The sequence below is a fragment of the Dactylosporangium thailandense genome (assembly GCF_059739745.1).
Genome location: NZ_AP029195.1, coordinates 7905228 through 7922025, shown reverse-complemented (window position 1 = coordinate 7922025; position 16798 = coordinate 7905228). Strand labels below are relative to the sequence as shown.

Annotated in this window: 15 protein-coding genes; 8 read left to right on the top strand and 7 right to left on the bottom strand. The window is 71.4% G+C overall.

From position 1 onward, the window contains the following. Nucleotides 1-96: 96 nt before the first annotated feature. The 3 genes from AC6JBM_RS35180 to AC6JBM_RS35170 all read right to left on the bottom strand — a co-directional run bounded on the left by AC6JBM_RS35180 (nucleotide 97) and on the right by AC6JBM_RS35170 (nucleotide 3824). Entirely contained in the window at nucleotides 97-1623 is a 1527-nt protein-coding gene (locus AC6JBM_RS35180) for an FAD-dependent monooxygenase (protein WP_497978269.1), read from the bottom strand. Between the two features lie 187 nt (nucleotides 1624-1810). After that, entirely contained in the window at nucleotides 1811-3079 is a 1269-nt protein-coding gene (locus AC6JBM_RS35175; protein WP_497978268.1) for an erythromycin esterase family protein, read from the bottom strand. A 100-nt stretch (nucleotides 3080-3179) separates the two neighbouring features. Further along, nucleotides 3180-3824, bottom strand: a complete 645-nt coding sequence (locus AC6JBM_RS35170) for a CatB-related O-acetyltransferase (protein WP_497978267.1) — start codon at nucleotides 3822-3824, stop codon at nucleotides 3180-3182. Nucleotides 3825-4123: 299 nt separating this feature from the next. On the opposite strand from AC6JBM_RS35170, the gene AC6JBM_RS35165 reads away from it, so the two are divergent. Together AC6JBM_RS35165 and AC6JBM_RS35160 are read left to right on the top strand one after the other, a co-directional pair. Beyond that, a complete protein-coding gene (locus AC6JBM_RS35165) occupies nucleotides 4124-5044 on the top strand; it encodes a GNAT family N-acetyltransferase (protein WP_497978266.1) in 921 nt (306 codons plus the stop codon). 419 nt (nucleotides 5045-5463) lie between these two features. Next, complete coding sequence (locus AC6JBM_RS35160; protein ID WP_497978265.1) at nucleotides 5464-6051, top strand: TetR/AcrR family transcriptional regulator; 588 nt, start codon at nucleotides 5464-5466, stop codon at nucleotides 6049-6051. Between the two features lie 216 nt (nucleotides 6052-6267). Here the strand turns inward: AC6JBM_RS35160 and AC6JBM_RS35155 are convergent, their stop codons facing one another. Then, nucleotides 6268-6714, bottom strand: a complete 447-nt coding sequence (locus AC6JBM_RS35155; RefSeq protein WP_497978264.1) for a response regulator — start codon at nucleotides 6712-6714, stop codon at nucleotides 6268-6270. 444 nt (nucleotides 6715-7158) lie between these two features. On the opposite strand from AC6JBM_RS35155, the gene AC6JBM_RS35150 reads away from it, so the two are divergent. Then, nucleotides 7159-7386: a hypothetical protein gene (locus tag AC6JBM_RS35150; protein WP_497978263.1), complete on the top strand. Its 228-nt coding sequence runs from the start codon at nucleotides 7159-7161 to the stop codon at nucleotides 7384-7386. After that, nucleotides 7383-7703, top strand: coding sequence for a hypothetical protein (locus AC6JBM_RS35145; protein ID WP_497978262.1), 321 nt, complete (start codon nucleotides 7383-7385; stop codon nucleotides 7701-7703). The genes AC6JBM_RS35150 and AC6JBM_RS35145 overlap by 4 nt, the downstream gene beginning before the upstream one ends. On the opposite strand, the gene AC6JBM_RS35140 is transcribed toward AC6JBM_RS35145, so the two are convergent. The 3 genes from AC6JBM_RS35140 to AC6JBM_RS35130 are packed head-to-tail and all read right to left on the bottom strand — an operon-like array spanning nucleotide 7693 to nucleotide 11167. Beyond that, nucleotides 7693-9444 carry a GH25 family lysozyme gene (locus AC6JBM_RS35140; RefSeq protein WP_497978261.1) on the bottom strand — a complete coding sequence of 584 codons (1752 nt, stop codon included), beginning with the start codon at nucleotides 9442-9444 and terminating at the stop codon, nucleotides 7693-7695. The genes AC6JBM_RS35145 and AC6JBM_RS35140 overlap by 11 nt on opposite strands. Before the next feature lie 27 nt (nucleotides 9445-9471). Next, nucleotides 9472-10233 carry an ABC transporter permease gene (locus AC6JBM_RS35135; RefSeq protein ID WP_497978260.1) on the bottom strand — a complete coding sequence of 254 codons (762 nt, stop codon included), beginning with the start codon at nucleotides 10231-10233 and terminating at the stop codon, nucleotides 9472-9474. After that, the gene (locus AC6JBM_RS35130; RefSeq protein WP_497986581.1) at nucleotides 10226-11167 is read right to left on the bottom strand and encodes an ATP-binding cassette domain-containing protein; all 942 of its coding nucleotides are present in this window, start codon (nucleotides 11165-11167) and stop codon (nucleotides 10226-10228) included. Before AC6JBM_RS35130 ends, AC6JBM_RS35135 begins: the two co-directional genes overlap by 8 nt. Nucleotides 11168-11211: 44 nt before the next feature. Between AC6JBM_RS35130 and AC6JBM_RS35125 the strand changes: the two genes are divergently transcribed. The 4 genes from AC6JBM_RS35125 (at nucleotide 11212) to AC6JBM_RS35110 (ending at nucleotide 16797) form a co-directional block, all read left to right on the top strand. Beyond that, nucleotides 11212-11958, top strand: coding sequence for a TetR/AcrR family transcriptional regulator (locus AC6JBM_RS35125; protein WP_497978259.1), 747 nt, complete (start codon nucleotides 11212-11214; stop codon nucleotides 11956-11958). Nucleotides 11959-12045: 87 nt separating this feature from the next. Beyond that, complete coding sequence (locus AC6JBM_RS35120; protein ID WP_497978258.1) at nucleotides 12046-14430, top strand: hypothetical protein; 2385 nt, start codon at nucleotides 12046-12048, stop codon at nucleotides 14428-14430. Beyond that, on the top strand, nucleotides 14427-15281 hold the full coding sequence (locus AC6JBM_RS35115) for a class I SAM-dependent methyltransferase (RefSeq protein ID WP_350621717.1): 855 nt from the start codon (nucleotides 14427-14429) through the stop codon (nucleotides 15279-15281). Before AC6JBM_RS35120 ends, AC6JBM_RS35115 begins: the two co-directional genes overlap by 4 nt. A 13-nt stretch (nucleotides 15282-15294) precedes the next feature. Continuing rightward, nucleotides 15295-16797, top strand: coding sequence for a deoxyguanosinetriphosphate triphosphohydrolase family protein (locus AC6JBM_RS35110; protein WP_497978257.1), 1503 nt, complete (start codon nucleotides 15295-15297; stop codon nucleotides 16795-16797). The last annotated feature ends 1 nt before the right edge of the window (nucleotide 16798 follow it).

Sequence of the window (16798 nt, the reverse complement as noted above, 5' to 3'; positions counted from 1 at the left end):
CGGTCGGGGCTCATCCAGTTGCGGGCCGGTGGAGTTCGATTTCCATGGCCGACGCGCCGAGTGTGTCTTTCTCGAGGCCCGTAGTTGCGGCCGAGGTCAGCGTGTGCCGAACCAGGTGGAGAGTGCTTCGCGCAGCGCTGGTACGGCGGTGTCGGCGGGCTCGTCGATGGGTGCGGCCCAGGCGATGCAGGCGTCTGGGCGGACCAGCAGGGCGTCGGCGGGTCGCTGGTCGGTCTTGGCGGTGTGCACGTCGACGCGCTGCCCCCAGTCGCGGGCGGCCTCGCGCAGGTCGGAGCGGTCGGCGAGATCGAGGAGGATGGGTCGGGCGGGGTGCAGGAGGTCGGCGACGCCGGTGACGCCCTGGTCGGTGTGCAGGGCTAGGTCGGGGGCGAAGGTGCCGGTCAGCGGGTGGTGGCCGGTGCCGGGCATGGAGTAGCGGATGTCCGTTCCGGCTACCAGGGCTCCCATACGGCGCAGCGGCTGCTCGTCGGTGAGCAGTTCGGAGAAGACCTCACGGAGCGCTTCTGCGGCCGGGTCGTGCCCCCGGCGCAGCGCCACCTGGGCGCGGGTGTGCAGCATGGTGCGGGTCCCGGCGAGGTGGCGTTCGGCGTGGTAGGTGTCCAGCAGGCCGGGCGGCGCCCAGCCGTGCAGGTCGGCGGCCAGCTTCCAGGCCAGGTTGACCGCGTCCATGAGGCCCGCGTTGAGTGCCACGCCGGTGGCCGGGAACAGGTGCGCCGCATCCCCGGCCACCATGATGCGCCCGGCTCGGTAGCGCTCGGCCTGGCGGTCCTTGAAGGTGAAGCGCGACAGCCGGGTCGATCCGGCCAGGGGCAGGTCCGCGCCGAGCACGCGGCGGATGCTGTCCTGCAGTTCGGTCAGGGTCATCGGGACGTCGTCGTACTCGGTGCTCTCGTCCTCGATGGTGTAGAGGGAGACGCTCGTGGCGCCGGGTGCGGAGCCGAGGCCGAACAGGCCCCGGTCCGTGCGGGTGAAACCGGCGTGGATCGTGCCGATGCCGGGGACGTCGAGATCGCCGCTGTCCAGCACGGTCACCGTGCCGGGCAGAGTGACCTGGGCCAGCCGGTTGACCTCCGGGTAGACGGTGCCGGGGAAGCCGATACCGGCCCAGTCGCGGACGCGGCTGCGGGCGCCGTCGCAGCCCACCAGGTAGCGGGCGCTGACCTGGTACGGCCCGTCCGGGCCCCGCACCTCCACCGTCACCGTGGTCTCGTCCTGGTGCACCTCGGTCACCTCGTGCCCGCGCCGGGCGTCCACGCCGAGTTCGCCGGCGCGTTCGTCGAGCAGCCGTTCCAGGTGCTGCTGCGGCAGCGGCAGCGCGTGCAGCGGCGGATTCGCCAGCCGGGTGAAGTCCAGGTGCACGCCGCCGAACGGGAAGCGGGGTGCCGGGGCGGGGCCGGGGCAGGCGGCCTGGAAGCGTTCCAGCAGGCCCCGGTAGCGCAGCAGCTCCAGGATCTGGCCGCCCAGACCTCCGGCCTTGGGGGTGTCGCGGCGGTTCGGGTGCCGCTCCAGCACCAGCGGCCGCACCCCGGCCAAGCTCAGTTCAATCGCCAGCATGAGGCCGGTCGGTCCGGCCCCCACAATGATCACGTCGGCGTTCTTCATCGGTCACTTTCCTTGCAATCGGTTGCCTGCGGTTCGGGCATGTCGTTCACACGCAGTTCTGCCGGTTCTGTGCCTGCGATCTCCTGCGCGGCTTGGACGATGGGCGTCACCGGTCTCGATGTGTGGGTGGCATCCCGCTGACCTCGTGGTACCGGCCCGGCCGAGGTGGGATTGTGATGTGTCGCAGTCAGTTTTCGATGTCGGCGACAGTAGAGGTCGGGGTGTTGAGGATGCCGTCGAACGCCTCCAGGACGGGCGTGTGCACGTAGGCGCTTTGGATCCGGATGCGGTCGGGGCCGGTGGCCTCGTGCGCCTGGCGGAGGTCGGCGATGCTGAGCCCGAGTCCGGCCTCGGCGAAGGCGGCCTCGATGCTGCCCGGCTCGGGTGGCTGCAGCTCGGTGTTCTCGATGGCGAAGCCGAAGCGCGTGTTCTCGTCGGGGCGCATGTCTGCGGTATATCCGGCGGGGCTGGTCAGGGCGAGGGCGACGTAGTCATCGCCCAGGCAGTTGTGCAGGTGCTGCCCCATAGGAAGCCCGGTGAGCTGCCCGTTGAAGGAGACCGGCGTCTTCTGGATGTGAGCGTTGTGTGCTGCCAGCACGATGCGGGTGCCGGGGCGGTGGCGTTCCAGGTGCCACAGGACGGATTCGGCCATGAAGACGTCGCGGGCAGAGGTGTCGGCGGTCAGGCCGGTACCGGCGTACAGGCCGGCCATGGCGCGGAAACCGTAGTCGGCGCTGCAGGCGGCCTCGAGGCAGCGCAGGGCGATGTCGTAGCTGGGCCGGTCGGCACGGGAGAGGTACAACAACTCGACGGCGCGAAAGCGCATGAGCAGCCGCATCAGGATCGCGCTGAGCGCGTCCTGCTCGGCGGCGGCCAGCCGGGTCCAGGCCGGCGCAGCCGAGGCCGCGGAGGCGCCGGCGAACGACCCGGCGATCCTTATCGCCTCCTGGATCATCGGGAGGGTCTCGGGATCGACCTGGCGCAGGTAGTTGGCGACCGGGGCCAGGGCGGGAAGCAGGGATCCGCCGGCCGCTGGGATGTCGATCCCGGCGAAACGCACCGGCTCGGCGGCGACGGCGTTGTACCGGCGCATCCAGCGCAGCGGCTCGTCGACCCCCACGGGGATCGCCGTGGCGAGCCGGGCCGCCAGCTCATCGTCCGCGCCTTCTCCCTGGGCCCAGGCGTCCAGGGGGAAGCCCTCGCTGAAGCCGTACTCGAAGGCCAGGACGGTGAAGCCGCAGCGTTCGGCCAGGAACCGCAGGATGCGCAGGCGCATGGCCGAGAACTCGGTGATGAAGTGGGAGTTCTCACCGACCGCGACGACGCGCGCTTCGCCGACGAGGTCGCGCAGCGGCTCCAGGTCGTCGAGCGGCGCCTCGAAGTCGAGGTGAGTGAGCGGGACGGCGTGGCCGCGAAGCCAGTCGGCGAACGGGTCGCGGCGGGACGAAGCAGGCAAGCTGACAGCTCAATTCTGATCGTGGAAAGGTGCATGAACGACAGATGGCGGTGCGTGAGACCGTAGGCGGAGGCAGTGCCGGAGCCTGGCGGCGCGCGTCCTACCGCCCGCGGGCCGCCGCTTCCTGCAACTCCTCGACGCTGCCGGACATGATCGTGGCGACGTGTTCGGTGATGAGCTGGAGCGGCCAGTCCCACCAGGCCAGCGCGAGGAGGCGGGCGATGTCGGCGTCGCTGTAGCGGCGGCGGATGAGCCTGGCCGGGTTGCCGCCGACGATGCCGTACTCGGGCACGTCGTCCACGACCACGGCACCGGAGGCGATGATCGCGCCGTGGCCGATGCGGACACCGGGCATCACCATGGCCTGGTAGCCGAACCAGACGTCGTTGCCGACCACGGTGTCACCCCGTCCGGGCAGGCCGGTGATGAGGTCGAAGTGCTCGGCCCAGGAGCCGCCCATGATCGGGAAAGGGAAGGTCGAGGGGCCGTCCATGCGGTGGTTGGCGCCATTCATGATGAACCGCACGCCCTCACCGAGCGCGCAGAACTTGCCGATGACCAGTTTCTCCGGGCCGTAGTGGTAGAGCACGTTGCGGGTCTCGAAGGCGGTTGGATCATCGGGGTCGTCGTAGTAGGAGAACTCGCCGACCTCGATCAGTGGCGAGGTGACCAGCGGCTTGAGCAGTACAACGCGGGGCTGCTCGGGCATGGGATGCATCGCGGTGGGGTCGGCGGGGACAGGCATCACGCAATCGTCTTCTTCCATGAGTTGGCGTCGTGCCGGGCTGAGTGCACACCCGCTGGAGGCCTTGAGGACGGATGTCGACATTGCCATTCTAGTCAGTACGGAACGTGCCGTACCGATAAAATGATGCCCTCGGCGGGCGCTTGCGTCAAGTACGGTACGTACCGTACCGTTAAGGTGTCGGCCCGGCTCGATACGTCCACGCCGCGGTGCCGACCGAGGCGACCGCACGTGCCGCACTCAACGGGCGCTCACCGCGTCCGTTTCTTCTTTTCGGAGGATCTATGCTTTTCCGTCCCATGGTCGAGGCTGATCTCGACCGCTTGGTCGGCTGCGTCGTCGACGAGGGCATCAGCTGGGCTGATCCTGAGCGGCTGCTGTCCTTCCTCGAATCCGGCAACTACCGCCATGCATGGATTTGGGTCGCCGAGGAGAACGGCGAGATCATGGCCCGCGCCGTGTGGTGGGGTCTCCCCGACGCCGGCAAGCCTCTCGCGCTGGACTGCCTCTACGTCCACCCCTCCGCCGATGAGCCCATCGGCCTGGCCGCCGACCTGCTCGGCCACGCCCACGCGGCCTACGAAGACAAGCCCGCGTACCACGTATTCGTCTCGAACGGCTGGCGCGATGACCCGACGTCCGCGGCCGCGATCGCCTGGCGCTGGACGGCCGCGGGCCGCGCGGGGCTGACCGAGGAACTGGAACGCCTGCGCTACGAGTGGACCGCCGAAGCCGAGGTGCCCAAGCCGTCGGGCCGGCTGGAGTTCCGCGGCGAGGACGACGACGAGGTGTTCATCGAGGCGTTCCGCCGGGTGGCCGTCGGCACGCTCGACCACCACACCCGCGAAGCCCTGCTCACCATGGACCCGGTCGCGCAGGCCCGCCAGGACGTCGTCGACTACCGCTCCATGCCCGGCGACCGCTCCTGGTGGCGCCTGGCCTACACCGGGGACGGCGAGCTGGCCGGGGTCGCGCTGCCGTCGGCGAACAGCGGCGGCCCGGTGGTCGGCTACCTCGGCGTGGTGCCCGAGCACCGCGGCCGGGGCTACGTGGACGACCTGCTCGGCGAGATCACCCGCAGCCACGCGGAACGCGGCGTACAGCGGATTGTCGCGGACACGGACGCGGGCAATGTCCCGATGGCCCGCGCCTTCGAACGTGCCGGCTACCACAATTTCGCCATCCGCCTGATCCTGTCCCCACTCCCGTCCCACACCTGACCGACCGTCCCACGCCCTGGCCGACCGCCCGGCGCCGGACTACGCGGGTCCGCGTCCAACCGGACCCGCATCGCCAGGTCGTGCAGCGTGTCGGCGGCGATGACCTGCTCGGGCAGCGCTGAGACCATGCCTGACCTCCTCCGCGCCGCCGTCATCCGCACCACGTGCGCGGCGAACGCGTCCGAGCACGGCGCCGCGCGATGCTCGGCAATCGTCGTCGCGATGACCTTCACGGCCTGTTCTCCGGCCCAGGGTCATCGCGTGCGCAGAGATCATCCCCGGTCAGCCACTCGAAGATCATGTCGTTGCGCATCGCGACGACCACCGGTCCGAAGGGAAGAGCGGGCACGGCGACCCCGTGCCCGCTCTGAAATCCGTTCCCGTCCGTACGGAACGTTTCGTGTCGATAAGGTGTCGGCATGACCGACACGCCCCACCGTCGCGGTGCCGACCGGACCGAGGCCATCCTGCGGGCCACGCTGGAACTCGGCCAGGAGATCGGCTACGCCAAACTGACCATGGAGGCGGTCGCCGCCCGAGCGCGCGCCAGCAAGCAGACCGTCTACCGCCGATGGCCGTCCAAGGCAGCCCTGCTGCTCGACTCGCTGTTGTCGCTGAACGGGCCTGCCCTGGACTACCCCGACACCGGCGACATCATGGCCGACTTGCGCACCCAGATCCACTCGGCTGTTGATCTGCTGGCCCAGCCACCCATTGGCCCCTTGTTCAAGGCGCTGATCGGCGAGGCCCAGCACGATCCCCAGATCGCCGCCGCGCTCAACGAGCGCTTCATCGCGCCCCAGGCGGACAAGACCGTCGCCCGCCTGAAGACGGCCCGCGACCACGGTCAACTCTCGCCCGCCTTCGACCTCGCCCTGGCGATGGCGATTCTTTCCGGCCCGCTGTACTTCCAACTCCTGATCACGCAGGAACCACTGACCCATCCGTATATCGACCGGATCCTCGACGCCCTCTTCACCGGGATGGCCCCCACCCACGCATCTTGACGTCCCATGTGAGGCCATCGCCGCGGAGAGCGCCCAGTTCCGTGACCAGCTCCGAAGTGCCTCATCGGCGATCGCCCGGCCCCTTCGCCAGTCGTCGATGGGTATCCCTCGACCGGGTAGTTCTGGCGCCGTCAGGCCTGGCCCGGTCAATCGGAGTTGATGGCATCCTGTGAACCATGAGGCCCAGGTGCTCGCCGGCGATCCCGGGGCAGCCGGCTAGGCGGCGGCCTTGCTGGGCAGCCGGACTGTGTCCAGCCAGAACCGGTTGATCTGCCGGACCACCCCGACGAACTCGTCGTAACCGGCGGGCTTGGCGATGTAGGCGTTGCTGTAGCCGGCGATGAGGTCCTCGACGGCGCCGGACGTTGTTAGCACCACCACTGGGATGCTCGCCACGGCAGCGTCGCCTTTGATTTGCCGCAGGACCTCCCGCCCATCGACACGGGGCAAATTCAGGCCGAGCAGGATGAAGTCCGGCCGCGGCGCGTCGGTGTACTCGCCGCGCCGGTACACGAAATTCAGGGCCTGCTCGCCGTTCCGAGCGACATGTAGGTGACTGTCCAACGCGTCGTCCTCGAACGGCTCCCGCGCCATCAACTCATCTCCGGCGTCGTCCTCGACGAGCAGGATGTTCGCCGTCGGCGTACGGTCGGTCATCGACATGGCAGAGTGTCCCTTCCGCCGAGCGTGCCGCTCGGGGCGGCCGACACCCCCGTCCTGGATCGGTTGCCGGTAACTGTACGGCGCGGCGGCGCCCACCGCCCCGGGCCGCCGGACCGCCAGAAATGCGACATGACCTTCATCCAGGTCAGCCGCTCCGAGGGCGCAGCCGCGCCCTGGCCCTCTAGCGATCATGCACCGGCGGCTCAGCCGCACCAGCGGCCCCGTTGACCGCGCCCCGCCTGGCTTGATTGATGGCCCTCACCGCCGGGTGCCACCGAATCGACCCGAAGCCGAATCCGCCCCTTTCCACGGGTCGGCACGGCTCGCACCCGTTCAGCATCCGCGGCGTGCACTCGCCACGGCCGCGCCGGCGGCCGAACGCATCGCCGCCCACGGGCACGCCAGCTGCCAGGGGTTTCGTCGCTGGTGGCAGGGCTGCCGCACATGCTCCACCGCGCCCACCGCGCCAACGACTTCGACGACCTGAGCATCACCGCCGGGACCCTGGCCGACTACGTGGACACCCGCCGCGGCTCCAACTCCGACTCCGGCTACTCGCACGGCAACACGTTCCCGGGCGCCACCGTGCCCAACGGGTTCAACTTCTGGACCCCGGTCACGAACGGCAACCCGGCGAGGCCCGCGACAAGCTCACCGACGACACCTCGATGACGAAGTGGCTCACGTTCGCGAACACCGCCACGATCACCGACCAGCTCACCGGGGCGGTGGCGGTGCGGCAGTACACGCTGACGTCCGCCGACGACGTTCCCGGCCGGGACCCGCGCGCGTGGACGCTGCAGGGCTCCGACGACGGCGTGACCTGGACGACCGTGGACACCCGGGCGGACGTCGACTTCGCCGACCGGCGCCAGACGCGGGCGTTCGTGGTCACCGGCAGCGCCTCGTACTCGCGCTACCGCTTGCAGATCACCGCCAACCACGGCGCCGCCGAGACCCAGCTCGCCGAGTGGCAGCTCATTGCATGAGGTTCGACCAGCCCGACCACACCGACAGCCCGCGCAGCCACAGCTGCGTGACGAGGTTGCCGTGCGAGACCGCGTAGATCTCGGTGTTGCCGGTCCACGGGTTGAGCAGCACGGCGGGGTCCGACTCCAGGGCCCCGCCGATGCCCGTCCAGGCGGTCCAGCCGCCGCCGGGCATGACCAGGGTGTACCGCAGGGTGCCGGAGCCGGTCGCGTAGATCTCCGTCGAGCGGTACTGCGGGTTGAAGAACACGGCCGGGTCCCCGTCGATCGAGCCGCCGAGGTCGTTCCAGGCCGACCACCGCGTGCCCGAGTAGTACCGCTGGACCAGGTGCCCGCCCGCGCCGCGCGCGTAGATCTCCGTGGTGCCGTAGAGCGGGCTGCGGAATGACACCGGGTCGCCGCGCAGGTCCCCGCCGAGGCTGTTCCAGCCCGACCAGCCCGAGCCGTAGTAGAGCTGCACGAGCGTGCCGGAGGTGGAGCGCGCGTAGATCTCCGTGGTCTTGTAGGCCGGGTTGTAGACGATCTCGGCCGGGTCGCCGGCCAGGTCGCCGCCGAGGTCGTTCCAGCCCGACCAGCCGCCGGCGTAGAAGCGCTGCATCAGGTGGCCGTTGGTGCCGCGGGCGTAGATCTCCGTCGAGCCGTACCGCGGGCTGTAGAACACCACCGGGTCCCCGGCGAGGTCCCCGCCCAGGTCCGTCCAGTCCGACCAGCGGCCCGCCCGCCAGTACTTCTGCGCCAGGTGGCCGTCGCGGGTGCGGGCGTACACCTCGACCGTGCGCGCGGCCGGGTTCTGCAGCACGTGCGGGGTGCCGGCGATGCCGCCGCCGAAGTTGCTCCAGCTCGACCAGCCGTAGCCGGGGCTCCAGTACCGCTGTGACAGCCCGTGGCTCGCGTCGGTGTAGACCTGCATCTGGGCCGTCGCCGGGTGGGCGATCGCGGCCGGCTTGGCGATCAGGGGCTCCGACGGGTCGATCCCGGCCAGGCGGCGCAGCTGGTCGAGGTCGCCGTTGAAGACGTCCTTGTCGTAGTTGCCCTGCTGGTTGTTGTCGCCGCCGGTGTACTGCCACAGCGCCCACTTCGACCAGCCGCTCGGCAGCTTCGGGGTGGTGCCGCTCCAGCTCGCGATGTCCAGCGGGTAGGACGCGAACTGGGTGGTGCTCCCGACGCACTGGTTCCACCAGGTGGCCGCGGTGTAGATCATCGCCTTGCGCCCGATGCGGGCCTGGACCTGGTCGAGGAACGCCTGGATCCAGGCGCGCATGGCGGTCTGGTCGAGGTTGTAGCAGGCGCCGACGGTGCTGAAGTAGGGCCACTCGAGGTCGACGAACGGCACCAGGGTCTTCGAGTCGTTCACCCAGGCCGCGTTGTCGATGAAGGTGTTGGCGTCGCCGACCGGGTCGCCGCGGTCGGGGCGGGCGAACGTGTACGCCCCGGCCAGCAGCTCGGCCCGCTTCGCGTCGGCGATGTCCCGGGCGAAGTACGGGTTGACGTAGTTGCCGGACTCGGTCGCCTTGACGTAGGCGAAGCTCACGCCCTGGGCCGCCTGCCCGGCCCAGTCGATCGTCTTGAAGACGCTGTGGTCGTGGCTGGACACGTCGATGCCCCTGACCGTGTACTGCGGCCCGGGCACCGCCGCGGCGACCTCCTCGCGCCCTCCCGCCTGGGCGTGCCCGTCCGCGTCCGGGGACGGCACGGGATTGATGAGCCCGGCGAGCATGACCACGGCGAGGAGGCTTCGCATTCGGGCACCGTATCCGGACTTATCGGTTTATGTCCGTGTTTTCACGCGGAACAGTACGGCCGCGGCGACGACGGCGACGAGCATGAGCCCCACGCACCAGGCGGCCGCGCGCCACGGGGCGTCGCCGACCGGCTGATCGAGCAGCAGCCCGCGCAGGCTCTCGGTGATCGGCGTGACCGGCTGGTTGCCGGCGAAGCCGGAGAGCCACGAGGGCATGGTGCCGATCGGGACGAAGGCGCTGCTGGCGTACGGCAGGAAGGTGATCCCGAACGTGTAGCCGCTCGCGCCCTCGGGCGACCCCGCGAGCAGCCCGAGCGCCGCCGACAGCCACGACACGGCGGCGATCGTCAGGACCAGGATGCCGATCGCGGCCAGCCACTGCCCGGCGTCCGCGCGGGGCCGGAAGCCGAGGGCGAACGCGACCCCGAGCACCAGCGTGGACGAGATGACGTTGCGGACCAGGCTGGCCACCACGTGCCCGGACAGCACCGCGGCGCCGCCGACGTCGAGCGAGCGGAGCCGGTCCATGATGCCGCCCTGCAGGTCGCCCGCGACGGAGACCGCGGTCATCGCCGAGCCGAACGACACGCACAGCAGCATGACGCCGGGCACGACGTAGGTGACGTACTCGGTGCCGGTCTGGATCGCGCCGCCGAAGAGGTAGACGAAGACGACCATGAGCATGACCGGCAGCGCGATCGACATGATCATGGCCTCGGCGTTGCGGCGCCCGAGCCGCAGCGAGCGGCCGCCCAGGACGGTCCACCGGGTCAGTGCGGTGCTAGACACCGGCGAGCTCCTTGCGCGAGGTGAGGGACAGGAAGACGTCGTCGAGCGTGGCGCTGTGCAGGGAGAACCGGCGGACCGCGGCCCCCGCCGGGTCGATCTCGTCGAGCACCGAGCGCACGTGCGCGGCGCTGCCGTCGGTGGTCACGCCGAGGGTCAGCCGGGCGTCGTCGCGCTGCACGACGCGCTCGCCGAGGCGCTGCGCGGCCGCGTCGTAGGACGCCCGGTCGGCCAGGCCGAGGTCGAGGCGCTGGTCGCCGAAGCGCTGCTTGAGCTCGGCCGGGCTGCCCTCGGCGACGACCCGGCCGTGGTCCACGACGGCGATGCGGGCCGCGAGCCGGTCGGCCTCCTCGAGGTACTGCGTGGTCAGCAACACCGTGCGGCCCGCCTCCACGAGCCCGTCCACCACGTCCCACATGGCCTGGCGGCTGGTCAGGTCCAGGCCGGTCGTCGGCTCGTCCAGGAAGATGACCTCCGCCGGTCCGGCCAGGCCCGCGGCGAGGTCGAGGCGGCGGCGCATGCCGCCCGAGTACTGCCCGGCCCGCCGGTTGGCCGCGGCGGTCAGGTCGAAGCGCTCCAGCAGCTCGTCCGCGCGCTGGCGGGCCTCGCGCCGGGACAGGCCCGACAGGCGGCCCATCATGCGCAGGTTCTCCGCCCCGGTCTGCAGCTCGTCCACCGCCGCGTACTGCCCGGTGAGGCTGATCGCCCGGCGCACCTGGGCGCGGTCGCGGACCACGTCGTGCCCGGCGACCCGGGCGGTGCCCCCGTCCGGGCGGGTGAGCGTGGTGAGGATGCGGACCGTCGTGGTCTTGCCGGCCCCGTTCGGGCCGAGCAGGCAGAACACCGAGCCGGCGGGCACCCGCAGGTCCACGCCGGTGAGCACGGCGAGCCGGCCGTAGGACTTGGTCAGGCCCGCGGTCTCAATTGCGTATGTCATACGCTTCATGCGTACGTTATACGCAGAAGTAGAATCCCTAGTCAATGAGCGAGCAGGAAAACGGCATACCGAACGCGCTGGCGCTGGCCTGGGGTCTGAAGGAGCGTCCCGGCAAGGGACCGAAGCCCGGGCTGAGCCTCGAGCGGATCGTCGCCGCGGGGGTGAAGATCGCCGCGGCCGAGGGGCTGGGCGCGGTCTCGATGAGCCGGGTCGCGGCCGAGCTCGGGGCGGCGACGATGTCGCTGTACCGGTACGTCTCGGCCAAGCACGAGCTGCTGGACCTCATGGTCGACATGGCCATCGGCCCGCCCCCCGAGGACGGCGGGACCGTGGGCTGGCGGGCGGGGCTGCGCGGGTTCGCCGACGCCTACCTCGCCCTGCTGCGCCGCCAGCCGTGGGTGGTGCGGGTGCCGATCAACACCCCGCCGATCACGCCCAACCAGATCGCCTGGATGAATTACGGGCTCTCGGTCATGCGCGACACGAACCTGCGCCACGACGAGCGGCTCTCCACGATCATGATGGTCAGCGGGATGGCCCGGAACTGGGCGCTGCTCACCGCCGACATCGACGCGGCCGCCGAGGCGCAGGGCGGCACGACGGAGCAGGCGATGCACGAGTACGGCCGGCTCCTGCACCTGCTGGCCGACCCGGAGCGCTTCCCGGCCGTCGGCGAGCTGCTGCGGTCCCGGGTCCTGGAGACCTCCCAGACCCGGCCCGACGACGACTTCGAGTTCGGCGTCGAGCGCTTCCTCGACGGCCTCGAGGCGCTCATGAGCCGCAGGAACTAGCCCTTCGAGTGGTTTTCACCCGCTTCCTCACTCCGGCCTCGGACGTTGCATACGGTGCGACGGACATCTCGGAGAGTTGGAGCGCGGGTGACAGCACTGGTCGAGCGGCGATCCCCGGCAACCGCCGCCACCGCCCCGGCCCGGCGGGTCCCGCCCGCGTGGGCGCCACCGGCGGTCCTGGCCGTGCTCGTGGCCGCGGGGCTGCGGTTCTACGGCGTGCCGATCGCCACGACCGTGATCTTCACGGGGTACGTCCTGCTGGCCGTCGTCACCCCCGGCACCCTGATCTGGCGGGCCGTGCGCGGGCGCTCCGGCTGGCTCGTCGAGGACCTCGGCGCCGGCCTCGCGCTCGGCTACGCCGGCGAGGTGCTCGCCTACATCCCGGCCCGCGCGGCCGGGCTGCCGCTGCTCGTGCTCGTCTGGCCGGCCGCGGTCATCGGCGCGTTCCTTGCCGTGCCCCGGCTGCGGCGGTGCTGGCGCGGCAGCCCCGACCCCCGCGACCGGACCCCGCTGTGGTGGTCGCTGATCCTGTCCGCCACCGCGGCCGTGGTCTTCTCCTGGAGCTGCGTGCGCTTCTTCCGCACGCACGACCTGCGCGAGCCGGGCATGCTCAGCCCCGACGCCGACTCGCCGTTCCACCTCGCGCTCATCGGCGACGCGAAGCACCACATGCCGCTGCTGTCGCCGTGGCTGCCCGACCAGCCGGTGCTGTACCACTGGTTCGTCTACGCCGAGATGGCCGCGACCTCGTGGGTCACCGGCATCGAGCCGCACGTGCTGCTCGTCCGGCTCGCGCCGCTGCCGATGCTGTTCGGGCTCGTCGCGCTGCTCGGGGTCATCGGCCGGCGGCTGACCGGCGTGTGGTGGGGCGGGGCCGCGGCCGCGGTCGTCACCTTCTTCGTGCTCACCCCGCTGCCCTACCACTGGCCGCTGGAGGGCTGGTTCTCGGCGTTCGGCACCAACGCCTACGAGGACGGCTCCTCCCTGCGCGCCCAGCTGTGGACGAGCCCGACCCAGACGTTCGGGGCGCTGCTCTTCGCCGGGCTGGCGCTCGCCCTGGTCGAGGCGATGGCCGCCCCCACCAAGGCCCGCTGGGCGCTTGTGACGATCCTCATCGCCGGCGTCACCGGCGCCAAGGCGACCTTCCTGCCGATGCTGCTGGCCGGGCTGCTGCTCGTCGTCGCCGTGCGCCTGGTCACGCGCCGGCGGGTGCACCCGGGCGCGCTGTTCGCCGCCGGGATCACCCTGCTCGGGCTGCTCTTCGCCCAGTTCGTGCTCTTCGGCGGCGCCTCGCAGGGCATGGCGATCGACCCGCTGCACTTCGCGCAGATCTCCGGCGCGCCGTACACGCTGAAGTTCGCCGCCCCCGAGTACCCGCACCCGCTGTGGCGCCTGCTCATCGTCACCGCCATCACCGTCAGCTGCTGGGCCTGCATCTGGCCCGGCCTGCTCGGGCTCGGGCGCCTGGCCCCGACCATCCAGCACGCCCGGCGGATGCGCCGTGACCTCGGCATCGCCGCCGATCCCGTGATCCTCATGTTCGGCATCGGCCTGTCCGGCGTCGGCGCGCTCATGGTCTTCGGCCACGAGGCCGGCGCCGAGGGCTGGTTCATGGTCTCCGCCCGGCCCTACCTGACCCTCGCGTCCGTGGTCGGCCTGGTGCTGCTGACCCCGCGCGGGCTGCCCGGGCGCAGGCTGCTGCGGCAGGTGTACGGCGCGATCGCCGTCGGCGCCGCGGTGCTCCTCGCCGTGCACAAGATCGGCTCGATGCACACGCCGAAGCTGCAGAACACCGGCAGCCTCGCGGTCACGCTGTGGGCGCTCGTCTGGCCGTACCTGCTGTCCTACGGGCTGCTCGGGGCCGCGGGCTGGTGGATGTACCGCCGCAAGCTCCCGGCCTGGAGAACCCTCGTGTCCGCGATGCTCGCCGGGGCGTGCATGATCACCGCCCTGCAGCACGTGTATCTCATGACCCGCGCGTCGTACCTCGGCGGCTGGCGCGGCGTCGTGCAGATCGCGACGTTCGTCACGCCCGGCACCCAGGAGGCCGGCCGCTGGCTGCGCGAGCACTCCGCCCCGGACGACCTGGTCGCCACCAACGCGCACTGCGTCGGCGACCCCTACGCGCTCACCGGCTGCGACAACCGCCACTTCTGGTTCTCCGCCTACAGCGAGCGGCGCTTCCTCGTCGAGGGCTGGGGCTTCACCAACCGGGCCCACGAGGAGGCCGCCAAGGCCGGCGTCAACGCGATCTTCGCGCCCTACTGGGACCAGCGCAAGCTCGCCGACAACGACGCCGCGTTCTACCACCCGACGGCGGCCACGGTCGGCAAGCTGCGCGACCAGTACCACGTCAAGTGGCTCATGGTCGACGAGGGCTACCTGCTGCTGCCGTCCACGTGGATCCAGGACTACGCCCAGTTCCGCTTCCGGGCCGGGCGCATCGCCGTCTACTCGCTGGGGGGATCGTGACGTCAACGCTCGTGGGGAACCGGCTCGCGCAGGCGCTGGCCTGCCCCCGTTGCCACGGCTACCTCGACGCGTCGCTGGTGTGCGGGGCGTGCGGCCCGGTGGGGGTCCGGCGCGGGGAGCAGCTGGACTTCGGCGGGTTCGGCGAGTCCGAGCTCAAGGCCGACGCCCTCAACCGGGTCAAGGAGCTGGTCAAGACCCGGTTCCACAAGCTGTACCCGGCCGCGATCAAGGTGCTCTCCCCGGTGCAGGACCGCCGGCTCATCACCCCGTTCCTGGGCAGCTTCGACCTCGACCGCAGCCTCGTGGCCGACTTCGGCTGCGGGACCCACCGCCGCGACGAGCGCGTGATCTGCATGGACGGCGGGTCGTACGGCAACGTCGACATCGTCACCGACCTGCGCCGGCTGCCCCTGGCCGACGGCAGCCTGGCCGGCGGGATCAGCATCGCCGTGCTCGAGCACGTGCCGGACCCGGCCGCGCACATCGCCGAGATGCACCGCGTGCTGCGCCCCGGCGGCCGGATGCTCGTGTTCGTGCCGTTCATGCAGCCGTTCCACGCCTCGCCGTACGACTTCCAGCGCTACACCGAGGTCGGCCTGCGCGAGCAGTTCGGCGCGTTCGAGGTCCTCTCGGTGAAGGTCGGGGCCGGGCCGACCTCCGGCATGCTGTGGGTGCTGCAGGAGTGGCTGGCGATGGTGCTGTCGTTCGGCAGCCGCCGGCTCTACCGCGCGATCCTGCCGCTGACCTGGGTGCTGTCCCCGCTGAAGGTGCTCGACCTGCTGCTGGCCCACCATCCGATGGCCGCGCAGGCCGCGAGCGGGTTCGTGATCGAGGTCCGCAAGCCCGCTTGATACAACTGGTCCCATGGAAGACCTGCGCGAACGACGACTCTTCGGCGGGGCCGTCATGGCCCCCGGCGACCTCTCCGCGAGCCCGTACCGGGTGGACCGGGACCGGATCGTCGCCTCGCCGTTCTTCGCCCGGCTGGCCGGCGTCACCCAGGTCATCAGCCCCGGTGGCTCCGGGCTGCTGGTGCACAACCGGCTCACGCACAGCCTCAAGGTCGCCTCGGTCGCCCGGGGCATCGCCGAGAAGATCGGCGGCGATCCGGTGCTGGACAAGCTCGGGGGGTGCGACGCCGACGTCGTCGAGGCCGCCGCGCTCGCCCACGACCTCGGCCATCCGCCCTTCGGGCACCTCGGCGAGCACGTGCTCGACCGGCTTGCCCGCGAGCGGCTCGGGCTGCCCGACGGGTTCGAGGGCAACGCCCAGTCGTACCGCATCGTCACCAGCACCCAGGTGCGGGGCGCGGCGATCGGGCTGGACCTCACCGCGGCGGTGCGGGCGGCGCTGCTGAAATACCCGTGGACGCGGCGGACGTACCCGGACCCGCACCCGATGCGCATGAGCCCGACGCCCCGGGGCGCCGGCGGCGACCCCGCGATCGGGTCGAGCAAGTTCGGCGCCTACGTCACCGAGCTCGCCGACGTCCGCCAGGCGCGGGCGCCCTTCGCGGGCCGCATCGCCGACTGGCAGCAGACGGCCGAGGCCTCCGTCATGGACACGGCCGACGACATCGCCTACGCCATCCACGACCTCGAGGACTTCCACCGCGTCGGCGTGCTCCAGCAGGGCGCCGTCGCCGCCGAGCTGGTCGCCTGGCTGCGCGACGCCGGCGAGCTGCGCGGCCTCGGCGACGCGCAGCTGCGCGCCTCCGGCCGCCGCCCGGGCCGCTCGGTCGAGGTCCTGCGCCGCCGGCTGCGGGCGAAGGACGGCTGGATCTGCGACGACGACGCGTTCGCGGCCGCCGTCGCCCATGTGCGCACCGAGCTCGCCGACGGGCTGCTCGCCGCCCCCTTCGACGGCTCCATCGACGCCGAGCAGGCGGTGGCCCGGTTCTCGGCCCGCTGGACCCGCCGGCTCATCGACGCCGTCCACGTGCGGCCCGACCCGCCGGTGCGCTCCGGCCACGTGCTGCTCGCGCCCGCGCAGTGGCACGAGGTGCAGATCCTGAAGTTCATCCACCACCGGTTCGTGCTGGAGCGCCCCGACCTGGCCCTGCACCAGCGCGGGCAGGCGCGGCTGCTGTCCAGCCTGGTCGAGGCGCTGCACGCGTGGCTGACCGACCCGGGGGAGGAGGCGCGGCTGCCGCGGCGCCTGCACGACCTCGTGGAGCTCGCCGAGGCCGAGACCGCGGAGCTGGACCCGTCGGACTACGGCCAGGAGCGCATCGACGTCGTGGCCATGGCCCGCGGCCGGGCGATCGTGGACTTCGTCGCCGCGCTCACCGACGGGCAGGCGGTCGGGCTGCTCGAGGCCCTCTCGGGGCGTTCGCGCCAGTTGTGGACGGACGCGTTCGTATTGTGAG

Bases quoted from the DNA above. Each gene is read 5' to 3' on its own strand.
- AC6JBM_RS35150 (WP_497978263.1), top strand. From the start codon at position 7,159: ATGCTCCACCGCGCCCACCGCGCCAACGACTTCGACGACCTGAGCATC.
- AC6JBM_RS35180 (WP_497978269.1), bottom strand. From the start codon at position 1,623: ATGAAGAACGCCGACGTGATCATTGTGGGGGCCGGACCGACCGGCCTC.
- AC6JBM_RS35165 (WP_497978266.1), top strand. From the start codon at position 4,124: ATGGTCGAGGCTGATCTCGACCGCTTGGTCGGCTGCGTCGTCGACGAG.
- AC6JBM_RS35170 (WP_497978267.1), bottom strand. From the start codon at position 3,824: ATGCCTGTCCCCGCCGACCCCACCGCGATGCATCCCATGCCCGAGCAG.
- AC6JBM_RS35145 (WP_497978262.1), top strand. From the start codon at position 7,383: ATGACGAAGTGGCTCACGTTCGCGAACACCGCCACGATCACCGACCAG.
- AC6JBM_RS35160 (WP_497978265.1), top strand. From the start codon at position 5,464: ATGACCGACACGCCCCACCGTCGCGGTGCCGACCGGACCGAGGCCATC.
- AC6JBM_RS35110 (WP_497978257.1), top strand. From the start codon at position 15,295: ATGGAAGACCTGCGCGAACGACGACTCTTCGGCGGGGCCGTCATGGCC.
- AC6JBM_RS35155 (WP_497978264.1), bottom strand. From the start codon at position 6,714: ATGTCGATGACCGACCGTACGCCGACGGCGAACATCCTGCTCGTCGAG.
- AC6JBM_RS35140 (WP_497978261.1), bottom strand. From the start codon at position 9,444: ATGCGAAGCCTCCTCGCCGTGGTCATGCTCGCCGGGCTCATCAATCCC.
- AC6JBM_RS35125 (WP_497978259.1), top strand. From the start codon at position 11,212: ATGAGCGAGCAGGAAAACGGCATACCGAACGCGCTGGCGCTGGCCTGG.
- AC6JBM_RS35130 (WP_497986581.1), bottom strand. From the start codon at position 11,167: ATGACATACGCAATTGAGACCGCGGGCCTGACCAAGTCCTACGGCCGG.